This window comes from Nocardioides sp. Root682, from assembly GCF_001427795.1.
Lineage (GTDB): Bacteria > Actinomycetota > Actinomycetes > Propionibacteriales > Nocardioidaceae > Nocardioides.
Genome location: NZ_LMHJ01000002.1, coordinates 296,964 through 310,561 on the forward strand (window position 1 = coordinate 296,964; position 13,598 = coordinate 310,561).

Consider the following 13,598-nt stretch of genomic DNA (forward strand, 5'->3'; position numbering starts at 1 on the left):
TCTCGTCGACCTGCACTGCTTTGTCCAGGTGGTTCTTGACGCCAAGGCAGTGTGCCGAATCTACATGAACAACTGACTTGGACAGCCGTTCAGGGAGGGCTGTTCGAGCTGGTTTGGACTGGTCCACAAGGTGGCTCGACAGCGCTGGACGTCGTCCCAAGACCGGCACCCGGTGGCGATGCGACCGTGGGGTCACCGAAGAAGCGACGACCGATGGGAACAACATGAGTACGTACGACTACATCGTGGTGGGTGCTGGCTCAGCGGGTGCTGTCCTCGCTGGCCGCCTGTCCGAGGACCCGTCCGTGACGGTGCTCCTCGTCGAGGCCGGTGGGTCCCACCGGAACCTGAAGGTACGTGTCCCGGCCGCCTTCCCGACCCAGTTCAAGACGGACCTGGACTGGGAGTACTACACCGAGCCCGAGCCGCACCTGGATGGCCGCTCGATCTACCACCCGCGCGGCAAGATGCTCGGCGGCTGCAGCTCGATGAACGCGATGATCTACATCCGCGGCAACCGCGCCGACTTCGACGGCTGGGCCAAGGCCGGAGCCACCGGCTGGTCGTACGACGAGGTGCTTCCCCTCTTCCGCCGGTCCGAGGCCAACTCGCGTGGCGAGAGCACGTACCACGGCAGTACGGGCCCGCTGCACATCCAGGAGCAGCGCTCACCCAACGACGTCTCGCGCAGGATCGTCGAGGCAATGGTCGCCGCCGGTTTCGACCGCAACGATGACTTCAACGGCGCCGAGCAGGTCGGTGCCGGGTTCTACCAGGTCACCCACAAGCGCGGGAAGCGCTGGACGACGGCCGACGGCTATCTCGCCCCGGCCAGGCGTCGGGCCAACCTGACCGTCATGACCCAGGCGCAGGTCCTGCGGGTGCGGATCACCGACGGTCGTGCCGTGGGCATCGAGGTCGAGCGCAAGGGCAAGCAGCAGTTCGTGCAGGCGGCGCGCGAGGTCGTGTTGTCGGCAGGCGCCCTGAACACGCCTCAGCTGTTGATGCTCTCGGGTGTCGGCCCGGCCGACCACCTCTCGGAGCACGGCATCGCCACGGTGGTCGACAACGCCAACGTTGGCTCCCACCTGATGGACCACCCCCTGGTCCTGCTCAACTGGGACACCACGGCCAAGGGCACCCTGGCTGGCGCGCAGAACCCCCTCCACCTGCTCAACTTCCTGGCGCGTCGTCGGGGCCTGCTCACCTCGAACGTCGGTGAGGCGGGCGGCTTCTTCCACACGCGCCCCGACGAGGAAGCCCCCGACGTCCAGGTGATCGCGGCGCCGGGCTTCTTCAAGAACCACGGGTTCGACACCTACGACAAGCCGGCCTTCTCCATGGCCCTGTCGCTGGTGGGCTCCAAGAGTCGCGGACAGGTCCGGCTCAACAGCAGCGATCCGCGGGCGAAGGTCGCCACGACCTTCAACTACCTCGCCGAGCAGGCCGACCTCGACTCCCTCGTCGCGGGCGTGGAGCGCGCCCGTGCGATCGCCGCTGCGGCGCCGCTTCACGGCGTGACCGGGGCGGAGCTCAACCCCGGGGCGGAGGTCCGCACCCGGGCCCAGGTCGAGGACTGGATCCGGGCCGAGCTCCAGCACACCTACCACCCCGCCTGCACGGCCCGGATCGGGACGGAGCAGGACGGCGTCGTCGACCCCGAGCTGCGGGTCCACGGCGTGGAGGGTTTGCGCGTCGCCGACGCCTCGGTGTTCCCGACCATCACCCACGGCAACACCCACGCTCCCACCGTGCTGGTGGGCGAGAAGGCTGCGGACCTGATCCGTACGACGAAGTGAGCACCGGAATGACCCAGCTGGAGACCATCCCCGTCGACGCACGTGCCGACGCCATCGCAGGCCGGATGCGCGACGGCGAGATCGCCTGGGCGCGCACACCGCTCGTGCGTCGTGCCGAGCTGCTGACCGAGTTCCAGCGCCTGGTCGACGAACACGCAGCGGAGTGGGTCGAGGTCGCCGCCTCGATCAAGCAGCTCCCGCCCGACTCACCCCTGTTGGGCGAGGAGTGGATGAGCGGGCCCTGGGCCACGCTCAGCTACCTCGAGCCGCTGCGCACCACGCTGGAGAGGCTCGATGCCGGCAAGGACCCTCTGAGCGGGTTCAGGACGCGTCCGGCCCCGGGCGACCGGCTGGCCATCCAGGTGCTGCCGCACACGACGTACGACCGGCTGCTGCTCAACGGCTACGCGGCGGAGGTCTGGATGCAGCCCGGCGTGAGCCGTGACGACGTACGCCGGACGGCCGGGCTCGGTCAGCTGGTGCCGCACCGGACGCAGGGGACCGCGCTGGTGCTCGGCGCCGGCAACATCACGTCGATCGCGCCCCTGGACGTTCTCTACGTGCTGTACGCCGACAACCGGGTGGCTGCGCTCAAGCTGAACCCGATCATGGACCCGCTCCTCGGTGTCTTCACGAAGGTCTTCAAGCCGTTCATCGACCTCGGGGTCGTCGAGATCTTCTCCAGCGACGTGGCCCTCGGCTCGGCACTGGCCCACCACCGCGACATCGCCGCCGTGCACATGACGGGCAGCGAACACACCCACGACGCCATCGTCTGGGGTCCGGGCGAGCAGGGCCGGGCCAACAAGGCGGCCGGCACTCCGCTGCTCGCCAAGCCGATCAGCAGTGAGCTGGGCGGCGTGGCCCCGGTGATCGTCGTACCCGGGGCGTGGTCGCGTGCCGACCTGCGCTTCCAGGCGCAGCACGTCGCCACGCAGCGTCTGCACAACGGCGGCCACAACTGCATTGCGGCGCAGGTCGTGATCCTGAGCTCGGACTGGGCCCAGAAGGACGCCTTCCTGGCCGAGCTCCGCTCCGCGCTGGCCGGTGCCCCGGCCCGGCCCGCGTGGTACCCGGGCTGTGACGTCCGCGTCGCGGAGGCGCGCCGACTGCACCCCGACGCCGACCTGGTCGGTGGCACCGCCGAGCGGACTCTCCTGCCGGGGCTCGACCTCCAGGACCCTGCCGAGTCGGCCTTCTCGACCGAGTACTTCGGGCCGGTTCTGGGCGTCACCGAGCTGCCGGGCGAGGGCGCGGCGTTCCTCGAGGCCGCCGTGGCCGCCGCCAACGCGACGTTGCGCGGCACCCTGGGGGCCAACGTCATCGCTCATCCCAGGAGCCTGCGCAAGATGGGCCGTGCCTTCCGGGAGATCCTGGCGGACCTGCGCTACGGCACGATCGGCGTCAACGTGTGGACGGGCGTCGGCTACCTGACGCCGCACGCGACGTGGGGCGGGTTCCCCGGACACGCACTTGACGACATCCAGAGCGGGCGCGGCGTCGTGCACAACGCGCTCCTGCTGGAACGCACCGAGCGGACCGTCGTGACCGGTCCGTTCCGGCCGTCCCCCCGCTCGATCCTGCACGGCGAGCTGTCGATCTCGCCGAAGCCGCCGTGGTTCGTCGACAACCGCACTGCCAGCACGACGGGTCGCCGGTTGACCAGGTTCGCGGCGCGCCCGCGCTGGCGTGCGCTCCCGGCGATCTTCGCGTCGGCGTTGCGCGGCTGAGCAGACGGGGCGTCCTGCCGGCGCCTACGGTTCACCCATGACCCCGCGAGCGCCGGTGCCGGCATGGGTGCGCGGCTACCACCGCCGATGGCTCCGCGCCGATCTCCTGGCCGGCGTGACCGTGACGGCGTACCTCGTGCCCCAGGTCATGGCGTACGCCGAGCTGGCCGGCCTCCCTGCCGTGGCCGGGATCTGGGCCTGCCTGGGTGCGATGGCGGTCTACGCCGTTGTGGGCACCTCGCGGCTCCTCTCCGTCGGTCCGGAGTCGACGACCGCGCTCATGGTCGGCGCGGTGATCGGATCCGTCCCGGCCGCGCGAGCCGACCCGTCGAGCTTTGCGGCCACCCTGGCCCTGGTGGTGGCCGGGATCTGCGTGATCGGCTACTTCGCACGGGTCGCGGTCGTGGCTGACCTGCTGTCCCGCCCCGTGTTGGTCGGCTACATGGCCGGTATCGCGGTCCTGATGGTCGTCTCGCAGCTGGGCACCTTGACCGCGTTGACCGTCTCCGGCGACGGGATCGTGCCCGAGGTGCGCAGCGTCCTCGAGCAGCTGGATGCGGTGGACGGACCGACGCTCGCCCTGGGAACGGTGACGGCGGCCGCCATGATCGTCGGGTCCCTCTTCTTCCCCCGTGCCCCGGTCTCGCTGATCGGCCTGATCGCTGCGACGGCCGTGGTCGCTGCTCTCGGGCTCGACGAGCACGGAGTGCTCCTCGTCGGATCCATCCCCGCGGGCCTCCCGGTTCCGGGCGTCCCGCACGTGGACGGGTCCGCGGTCCTGGCGATGCTGCCGGTCGCGCTGGGTGTCGCGTTCGTCGGCTACACCGACAACGTGCTCACCTCCCGAGCCTTCCCGGGGGAGACGCAGGAACCGGTCGACAACCAGCGGGAGCTGCTCGCCTTGGGCGGCGCCAACCTCGGCGCCGGCCTGATGCAGGGGTTCCCGGTCAGCAGCAGTGGGAGCCGCACCGCGATCATCAACGCCGTCGGCGGACGCACGCAGATGACAGGAGTCACCGCGATTGCGTCCACCCTCCTCGTCCTGCTGGCGATGCGGCCGTTGCTCGAGATGGTCCCGGCGGCGGCGCTCGGCGCCGTCGTGCTGTACGCCGCGACGAAGATCGTGGCGATCGGTGAGTTCAGGCGGTTCGCCCGGTTCCGCACGAGCGAGCTGGTCATCGCGCTGGTGACCCTCGTGGCGGTGCTGGTCGTCGGCGTGCTCTGGGGCGTGCTGGTCGCGATCGGCCTGTCGGTGCTCGACCTGCTTCGTCGGGTTGCCCGTCCCCACGACGCGATCGAGGGGTTCGTCCCCGGTCTCGCCGGGATGCACGACGTCGATGACTACCCGCAGGCCGAGGTCGTCCCGGGCCTGGTGATCTACCGCTACGACTCTCCGTTGTTCTTCGCGAACGCCGAGAACTTCCGGGTCCGGGCGTTGGACGCGGTGGTGAACGCGGCGACACCGGTCCGCTGGTTCGTCATCAATGCCGAGGCGATCGTCGAGGTGGACGTCACCGCCGTCGACGTACTCGAGAGCCTGATCGACGACCTGGAGCGCAGGGGAGTGGTGGTCGCCATCGCGAGGATGAAGCAGGACCTCGCCGCCCAGCTCGAGGTGGCGGGAGTGCTGGACCGGGTGGGACGGGACCGGTTGTTCCCGACCCTGCCCACCGCGGTCGCAGCCTTCCGCGAGGCGAACCGGGAAGATGACTGAATGGAGACCGTTGAGGAGTTCTTCGCACGCTCGGTGCGGTCGTGGCGTGCCGATCGACCGGGGGGAAGCATCCCACCCGACGGTGGTCCGTCTGTCGGGGATCCGGCGCTCCTGCACGCGCTGTTCGCCGCCCAGCTGCAGAGCCGGCACCTGGACTACGCCGCGCGCTGGCTGCAGGCGCAGGGGCGTGGCCACTACACGATCGGGTCCGCGGGGCACGAGAGCAACGCGGCGCTGGGGCTGGTGGCGCGTGTGGACGACCCGGCGTTGTTGCACTACCGCTCCGGCGGGTTCTACGCCGCGCGCGCGGCCCGAGCCGGGACGTCCGACCCGGTCCGGGACGTGCTGCTCAGCCTGACGTCCTCGGCTCGCGACCCGATGTCGGGTGGACGGCACAAGGTCTTCGGCCACCCCGCCCTGCACATCATTCCGCAGACCTCCACGATCAGCTCGCACCTGCCGCGCGCGGTGGGCCTGGCCTACGCGCTGGGCCTGGCACGCGCGGTCGGCCACACCACGCCGTGGCCGCACGACGCGATCGTGATCTGCAGCTTCGGTGATGCCTCCGCGAACCACTCGACGGCGACCGGCGCGCTCAACGCGGCGTCGTACCTCACCCGGCGCGAGGTGCCGTGTCCGATCCTCTTCGTGTGCGAGGACAACCGGATCGGCGTCAGCACCCGGTCGCCGGACGGATGGCCCGGCGTGATGCTGGAGAGCCTCCCCGGCATCGAGTACGTCCACGTCGACGGGGCCGACCCCGCGACGCTCCTCAACCGCACGGCGGCGGCGGTCGCTCGCGTCCGGCAGGCCCGCCGGCCCGTCGTACTCCATCTCGACACCGTGCGCTTCCTCGGCCACGCCGGCTCAGACACCGAGATCGCCTACCGGACCCAGGGCGAGATCGTCGGCGACTACGAAAGGGATCCGCTGCTCGCCACGGCGCGGTTCCTGATGAGCGCCGGACAGGCCACGCCGGAGGAGATCCTGGCGGCGTACGACGACACGCGGTCACGGGTGATGGACGCCGCGCAGACTGCGCTCGACGAGCCCCACCTCTCCGACCGGGCGCAGGTGATGGCGCCGCTCGCCCTGCCGGCGGTCTCTCCGCCCATCCCGGTCCCCGCGGCCACCGCGGCCATCGGGGGAGCGCAGGACAGCGCTCGGCTGACCCTCGCGCAGTCGATCAACCAGACGCTGGCGGAGCAGCTGGCCACCCACTCCGAGGTGCTCGTCTTCGGTGAGGACGTCGCCGTCAAGGGCGGCGTGTACGGCGTCACGCGCGGCCTTCGCAAGCGCTTCGGGGCCCAGCGGGTCTTCGACACCCTCCTCGACGAGCAGACCATCCTCGGGGTGGCCCTCGGCTCGGCACTGGCCGGGTTCGTCCCGGTCCCGGAGATCCAGTACCTCGCCTATCTCCACAACGCCGAGGACCAGCTGCGCGGCGAGGCGGCGTCGCTCCGGTTCTTCTCCAACGGTCAGTACCAGAACGGCATGGTGGTGCGCGTCGCGGGACTCGCCTACCAGCGCGGCTTCGGGGGTCACTTCCACAACGACAACTCAGTGGCCGTGCTGCGCGACATCCCCGGACTCGTGGTCGCGGTACCCAGCCATCCTGCGGACGCACCGGGCCTGCTGCGCACGTGTCTGGAGCTCGCCCGGCAGGACGGCCGGGTGTGCGTCTACCTGGAGCCCATCGCGCTCTACCACGTACGCGACCTGGTCGCCGGAGACAGCGAATGGACGGCGCCCTTCGCGGACGCCGCGAGCGAAGGTTCCCTCCGCCCGCTGGGCGAGGTCGGGGTGTACGGCGACGGTGCTGACCTGTTGCTCGTGACGTTCGGCAACGGCGTGCCGATGAGCCTGCGGGCCAGCGAGCGGCTCCGTGAGCACGGCGTCGCGACCACGGTGGTCGACCTCCGCTGGTTGTCGCCCCTGCCGCTCGACGCGGTGCACGTCCTGGCCGAACGCTTCCCGGCCGTGCTCGTGGTGGACGAGACGCGGGCCAGCGGGGGAGTGTCCGAAGGGGTCGTCACCGGCCTGCTCGAGCACGGCTACCGCGGCCGGCTGTCGCGGGTCGCCAGCGCGGACTCGTTCGTCCCGCTCGGCCCCGCGGCCGCGACCGTCCTGCTGTCCGAGGAGGACGTGGTCGCCGCCGCCCTGTCCGGGTCCCTTCGCGGCAGCCCGTTGGCACCGTTGACTGCTCGGAGGACGACATGACCGTTGATGGCTCGAAGGATCGGTCCCCGACCCGGGAGCGAATCCTCTCCGCGATGGCGTCGCTCCTCGCCCATCGCCAGTGGTCCGAGGTGTCCGTCTCCGACGTCGCATCAGCCGCAGGGGTGTCGCGTCAGACCATCTACAACGAGTTCGGCTCCAGATCGGTGCTCGCCGACCTGTACGTCGAGGCACTGCTCGATCAGGTGGTCCGGGAGTACGTGCCCGTGGAGGTCGTGCAGGACCTCGAGCACGCACTGGAGGCGAGCTTTCGGGCGTGGTTCCGCGCCCTGGAGGAGGGGAGCCCGCTGGTTGATTCCCTCCCCGCCCTGGTGGCGGACGAGACGTGGCTGCTGGAGACCGCGACGGCACGCCTTGCGAGCGCCTACGGCCGGCTGTTCTCCGAGGTTGCGACCGCCGACGCAACTGCGTTCGCGAGGCTCGTCGTACGCCTGTGCTTCAGCTTCCTGACGATCCCGCCCGCGCCGGGCGAGGATCCCGTGCCGGCGCTGGTCGCGGCGCTGAGCCCCTACGCGGACACGGTCGTTGCGCGGAGCCGGGCCCGGGAACAGTGACGCCCGGCTGTCGTCGGCTCAGCCCGGGAGGACGGCCTCCGACCTCGGGTCGACCAGGATCTTGGCGTGCTTCTCGGGATCGCCGAGCGCGGTGAAGGCTGCTTCGACACCGGCGAGACCGACCGTGCCGGTCATCAACGGGGTCGGGTCGACCTTGCCGTCGGCCATCAGGTGCAGGGCCTCGCGGAACTCGGTGGGCGTGTAGCCGAGCACGAACCGCAGGTCGATCTCCTTGTTGATCGCGATCGCCGGACGGATCGAGTCCGAGCCCATGCAGACGCCGACCACGACCACCCGGGAGTGGATCGGGGCGCTGGCGATCACCTGGTCGATGATGCCGGGCACACCGACGCACTCGAAGACGACCGGACCCTCGGGCATCGCGCCGAGCTTCTCGGCGGTCTCCATCACGGTCCACCAGGGCAGGAGCGGCACGGCGCGGAGCTTGGACATCGAGTCGATCGCGAGGTCGAAGAGCCCGGACGCCGTGATGAACTTCCCGCGCTCCTTCGCGCTGTCGTACGGCGACTCGGTGGCCGGGTTGACCACGACGTCTGCCCCGCACTGCGCGGCGAGGGCGCGCCGGCCGGCGGAGAAGTCGCTCGCGATGACCGTGCGGACACCGGAGGCCTTGAGCAGGGAGATCACCGCGAGGCCGATCGGACCGCAGCCGATCACGACAGCGATCTGGCCCTTCTTCACCTGGCCCCGGCGCACCGCGTGCAGGCCGACGGCCATCGGCTCCGTGAGTGCGGCCCTGTCGGACGGCAGGCCGTTGGGGACAGGCATCGCGAGGGCGGCCTGGACGACGACCTGCTCGGCGTAGGCACCTGGTGCGTGGGGGGAGAGGCCGGTGGTGTGGACGGCGCCGCCGGTGCGCAGGATCGGCATCGCGACGACGCGCGTGCCGATCTTGATCTCCTTGCTGGTCCGCGGCCCGCGGTCCACGACCTCGCCGCAGAACTCGTGGCCGAAGACCACGGAGTCGCCGGAGCGCATGAAGCCGTCGTACCCGCTCGCGGCGGCGGCCTCGGCCATGTCATCGGCGTGCGTGCGGGCATGCAGGTCGGAGCCGCAGATGCCGCAGCCGTGCACGTCGAGCAGCAGGTGTCCGCGACCCGGCTCGGGTGCCGGGACGTCGGTGACCTCGAGCTTGGTGTCGCGACAGACGACGGCTTTCATCGGGTTCTCCTACGCGTAGGTGTAGTCGTCAAGGTCATAGCGTGCAGCCTCCCACTTGGTCTCCACCGTCAGGGCGGGTCGCAGCGGTACGTCGCCGTGCGCGTCGAAGTAGTAGCTGTTGGCCGTCGCACAGGCGTCGCGGAAGAACACCTGCTGGCCGCGGCGCCCCAGCATCCGCTGGAAGTAGGCGTCGTTGGCCTCGGCGCTGACCTCGACCCGGGTGGAGCTGCGCCGGCGTGCCTCGCGCAGTGCGCGGACGATGTGCCGGCTCTGCGCCTCGATCAGGTTGAAGTACGACGACCCGTTGAAGCCGTACGGGCCGAGCATCATGAACAGGTTGGGGAAGCCCGGCATGCTCACGCCCTGGTAGGCCTGGAAGCGGTTCTCGTCCCACCACGCCTCGAGGTCCAGGCCGTTTGCCCCGGAGACCGGGATCGGCGGCATGTTGCCCTTCTCGAACACCTTGAAGCCGGTGGCCAGGATCAGCACGTCGACCTCGTGCTCGACGCCGTCGACCGTGCGCACACCGGTGGGGGTGATGGCCTCGATGCCGGAGGTCTCGAGCAGGACGTTGTCGCGGTTGAACGCGGGCAGGTACTTGTTGGAGAAGCTCGGGCGCTTGCAGCCCAGGCCGTACTTCGGGGTCAGCTTCTCGCGCACCACGGGGTCCTTGACCTGCTGGCGGAGGAACGCCTTGCCGATCCGCTCCGCACCGTCCGCGAGGGGTACGACGCCGTAGAAGTGTGCGGCGATCGGGAAGTTCGCCTCGACGAAGGCTTCGCTGATCGTGCGGGTCACCGTCTTGGCTCCGGGCACCCGCAGCGCTGCGCGCAAGGGCCAGGCGAGGCGGGCATCGGGCTTCGGCAGGCACCAGATGGGGGTGCGCTGGAAGACGGTGAGCTGCTCGACCTCGGGGGCGATCGTCGGGATCACCTGCACGGCGGAGGCTCCGGTGCCGATGATCGCGACCCGCTTGCCGGTCAGGTCGACGTCGTGGTCCCACCGTGCGGTGTGCAGGGTGTCGCCCGCGAACGACTCGACGCCCGGGATGTCGGGCAGCTTCGGCTGGGTGAGCACGCCGGTCGCGACCACGACGTTGCGGGCGACGATCTCGTCACCGGCCGACGTGGTGAGCGTCCACTCGTGGGAGTCGTCGTCGAAGGTGGCGCCGGTGACGCGGGTGTTGAAGCGGGTGCGCTCGCGAAGCCGGTACTTGTCCATGCAGTGCTCGGCGTACGCCTTCAGCTCGGCTCCGGGCGCGTAGACGCGCGACCAGGTGTTCCGCTGCTCGAAGGAGAACTGGTAGCTGAACGACGGGATGTCGACGCCGACACCGGGATAGGTGTTCCAGTGCCACGCGCCGCCGACCCCGTCGCCGTCCTCGATCATCAGGAAGTCGTCGAAGCCGGCCTTGTCGAGCTGGATCGCCGCACCGATGCCGGAGAAACCGGCTCCGATGATGACGGTGTTGTGCGTGATGGTGGACATGGTGGCTCGCAATCGATCGAGGAAGTCAGTACAGGTCGGCGCGGACGACGAGCCGGTTGCCGCGGGCGCGGGAGACGCACGGCAGCAGGCAGCCGTCGGCTCGCTCCTCGGCCGTCAGCGATCCGTCGCGGTGGTCGGCCTTCCCGTCGACGACGGTGACCTTGCAGGTGCCGCAGAAGCCCTGGCGGCAGGAGTAGGGAATCGCCGGGTACGCCTCGGCGAGCACGTCGAGCGGCGAGCGGTCGGCCGGGACCTCGAACACCTCGCCGGTGTTCTCGAGCTCGAGGGTGAACGCCTTGCCGTCGACGACCGGGGGAGCCGAGAAGCGCTCGGAGTGGAACTCGACATCGGCACGGTCGAGCAGGCCGCTGCGGAGCACGTCGATCATCGGCACGGGTCCGCAGCAGTAGACGGCCGTTCCGGAGTCCACGCCGGCCAGCAGGTCCGCGGCAGTCGGGAGACCGTCGGTGTCGTCGGTGCGGATCACCACGCGGTCGCCGTACGACGACAGCTCGTCGAGGAACGGAAGGGTGTCGCGGCGGCGGCCGACGTACACCATCGTCCACTCGACCTCGAGCGCGTCCGCGAGCCGCAGCATCGGCAGGATCGGCGTGATGCCGATGCCGCCGGCCACGAAGTGCAGCCGGTCCGCCGGTGAACCGTGGCCGGGCACGGCCAGTGGGAAGGCGTTGCGCGGACGGCTCACCCGCAGGGTGGCGCCGAGGGGGAGGTCGTGCATCTCCACGGACCCGCCCAGGCCGCCTGCGCCGGTGGGGATCCTCCGGACCGCGATCCGGTACGACGACCGGTCGGTGGGGTCACCGCACAGCGAGTACTGCCGCTTGCGGCCCGAGGGCAGGTGGACGTCGAGGTGCGCGCCGGGCCGCCACTTCGGCAGCCGCCCACCGTCAGCGGCGGCGAGCTGGAGGCTGACGACGTCCTGGTCGGTCGCGACCACGGTGCGATCGGTGACGACCAGGTCGAGGCCGGCGTCGTGGGCTCGCGGGGTTGCGGGGACCTCGGAGGGACCCACCCGCGTCCACGCCCGGAGGACCAGGTCGGCGGCGTGGAGGAGCGGGTCGGAGGCAGTGGTCCCCATCAGCTGGCGGCCCGGGCCGCCGGGCTCTTCGCCAGGTAGGCGACGGCCTGTGCGGTGTTGCCGATCCACTCCGGTGTGAAGCGCGGGTGCAGGCCGAGGGCGGCGCTCCACCCGATGCTGCGCAGGGTGGGCAGGGTGCCGCGACGGCCACCGCGCACGAGCTCGAACCAGACGCGGGCGTAGCTGTGGTCCGGCATGTCGGGGTCCTGCTTCACCAGGTCGTGTGCGACCCGGCCGAGCAGCAGCAGGAAGCCGGCGTAGGCGATGCCGAGGGCGCCGGCGCGCTGGAAGTAGCCGACGCCGAAGTACTCCGCCACGTCGTGCGCGACCATCCGGTGCTCGACCTCCTCAGCGCCGTGCCAACGGAACAGGTCGAGGACGGCCGGGTCGGCGTCGTACTCCTCGAGGGGGGCGGTGAGCACCCAGTCACCGAGAAGTGCGGTGAGGTTCTCGATCCCGCCGATGAGGGCAAGTCGGGCCACCAGGTGCTTGTGCCGGGCGGCGGCGGTGGGCAGGTTCCGCGGCCCGAGCATCTGCTGGAAGATCCGTTCGGCGATGGCGACCATCGGCGTGGTGTCGATGCCCTGGGCGCGAAACAGGTCGCCGAGGACCTCGTCGTGCGCCTGGGCGTGCATGGCCTCCTGGCCGATGAACCCGCGGACGGCTTCGCGCAGGTCGGCGTCCTCGATCAGGGGGAGTGCCTCGTTGAACGTCTCGCAGAACCAGCGCTCGCCCTCGGGCAGCATGAAGTTGATGGCGCTGATGATGTGCGAGGCGAAGGCGTCCCCGCGGATCCACTGGAGGGGGGTGCGGCTGACGTCGAAGGCGACGTTGCGTGCGTGCAGGGCGACCACGCCCGGGTCGGTGAGAGTTCTAGGCATCGTTGCCTCCTCGGTTGCGGACGTAGCTCGTGACCAGGTCGGCGACGAGCTGGGGATCGCTCACGGGCAGCCAGTGCCCGCGGTCGAGGTCGACGCGGGTGAGGTCGACGGTCCAGTCGGCTGCGTTCGCGAACATGGCGGGCGTCATCGCGATGTCCTTGGAGTTCACGACGAGCTGGAGCGGGACGGAGCTGCGCCGGGGCTGCGGGTGGAGCAGGCGCTCCAGCATGTTGGCGCGGTAGAGCCGGACTCCCGCGACCATGTCCTCGGTGAAGGTCTCCGGGGGCGGCGGAGGGGCGATGCCCTCGGTGGCCTTGAAGAGGCGGGGCCAGACCCGTCGGCCCATCAGGGGCAGCACCGCCTCGGGAAGACGCGGCGTCAGGAAGAAGTAGATGTACGACGACGAGGCGACCTGGCGCGCGAGGGTGGCGAGGTTGCGGGGCGTCGGTCGCTTGACCAGGCTGCGCAGCCAGATCGCGGCCTGGTCGAGGCTCGGGCCGGAGATCGAGGTGAAGCTCGCGAACCACTCGGAGGCGTCGGGCCGGCAGACGGCCTCCCACAGCTGGATCGAGCCCCAGTCGTGGGCGACCAGGTGGACCGGCGCATCGGGGCTGACGGCCCGCGCGACTGCGACGGCGTCCTCGGCGAGCAGCTCGAGCGTGAACTTGTCCTTCGCGCCTGCCAGCGGCGATTCGCCGTGGCCGCGGGTGTCGTAGGTGACGACGTGGAAGTCCCGGGCGAGCAGGGGGACGACGTCGTCCCACACCGCGTGGGTGTCGGGCCAGCCGTGCACCAGGACCAGGGTCTCGGCGGACGGGTCGCCGTGCTCGAAGACCGCAAGTCGCGCATCGCCGCTGACGACGTGGGAGGACCTGGCTCCGTGCTGTGCTTGACGTGCGGAGTTCATCGAGAC

The 13,598-nt window shown here is 70.5% G+C and carries 10 protein-coding genes; 5 read left to right on the forward strand and 5 right to left on the reverse strand.

Annotated elements, in window-relative coordinates; genetic code table 11:
* Positions 1 to 224 precede the first annotated feature (224 nt).
* The 5 genes from ASD84_RS13720 to ASD84_RS13740 are packed head-to-tail and all read left to right on the forward strand — an operon-like array spanning position 225 to position 8,035.
* Positions 225 to 1,799: a GMC family oxidoreductase gene (locus tag ASD84_RS13720; protein ID WP_200954576.1), complete on the forward strand. Its 1,575-nt coding sequence runs from the start codon at positions 225 to 227 to the stop codon at positions 1,797 to 1,799.
* A gap of 8 nt (positions 1,800 to 1,807) precedes the next feature.
* The gene (locus ASD84_RS13725; RefSeq protein WP_156391937.1) at positions 1,808 to 3,529 is read left to right on the forward strand and encodes an aldehyde dehydrogenase family protein; all 1,722 of its coding nucleotides are present in this window, start codon (positions 1,808 to 1,810) and stop codon (positions 3,527 to 3,529) included.
* A gap of 37 nt (positions 3,530 to 3,566) precedes the next feature.
* Positions 3,567 to 5,243 carry a SulP family inorganic anion transporter gene (locus ASD84_RS13730; protein ID WP_056711446.1) on the forward strand — a complete coding sequence of 559 codons (1,677 nt, stop codon included), beginning with the start codon at positions 3,567 to 3,569 and terminating at the stop codon, positions 5,241 to 5,243.
* A complete protein-coding gene (locus ASD84_RS13735; RefSeq protein ID WP_056711448.1) occupies positions 5,244 to 7,463 on the forward strand; it encodes a thiamine pyrophosphate-dependent enzyme in 2,220 nt (739 codons plus the stop codon).
* Positions 7,464 to 7,516: 53 nt separating this feature from the next.
* Positions 7,517 to 8,035 carry a TetR family transcriptional regulator gene (locus ASD84_RS13740; protein ID WP_056711450.1) on the forward strand — a complete coding sequence of 173 codons (519 nt, stop codon included), beginning with the start codon at positions 7,517 to 7,519 and terminating at the stop codon, positions 8,033 to 8,035.
* A gap of 18 nt (positions 8,036 to 8,053) precedes the next feature.
* Here the strand turns inward: ASD84_RS13740 and ASD84_RS13745 are convergent, their stop codons facing one another.
* From ASD84_RS13745 to ASD84_RS13765, 5 genes are read right to left on the reverse strand one after another with little or no spacing between them, the layout of a single operon-like run.
* The gene (locus ASD84_RS13745) at positions 8,054 to 9,217 is read right to left on the reverse strand and encodes a zinc-binding dehydrogenase (RefSeq protein ID WP_056711452.1); all 1,164 of its coding nucleotides are present in this window, start codon (positions 9,215 to 9,217) and stop codon (positions 8,054 to 8,056) included.
* 9 nt (positions 9,218 to 9,226) lie between these two features.
* Entirely contained in the window at positions 9,227 to 10,705 is a 1,479-nt protein-coding gene (locus ASD84_RS13750) for a flavin-containing monooxygenase (protein WP_056711454.1), read from the reverse strand.
* Between the two features lie 25 nt (positions 10,706 to 10,730).
* The gene (locus ASD84_RS13755) at positions 10,731 to 11,804 is read right to left on the reverse strand and encodes a PDR/VanB family oxidoreductase (RefSeq protein ID WP_056711456.1); all 1,074 of its coding nucleotides are present in this window, start codon (positions 11,802 to 11,804) and stop codon (positions 10,731 to 10,733) included.
* Positions 11,804 to 12,685, reverse strand: a complete 882-nt coding sequence (locus ASD84_RS13760; protein ID WP_056711457.1) for a metal-dependent hydrolase — start codon at positions 12,683 to 12,685, stop codon at positions 11,804 to 11,806. Before ASD84_RS13760 ends, ASD84_RS13755 begins: the two co-directional genes overlap by 1 nt.
* Positions 12,678 to 13,592, reverse strand: a complete 915-nt coding sequence (locus ASD84_RS13765; RefSeq protein ID WP_056711459.1) for an alpha/beta fold hydrolase — start codon at positions 13,590 to 13,592, stop codon at positions 12,678 to 12,680. The genes ASD84_RS13760 and ASD84_RS13765 overlap by 8 nt, the downstream gene beginning before the upstream one ends.
* Positions 13,593 to 13,598 lie beyond the last annotated feature (6 nt).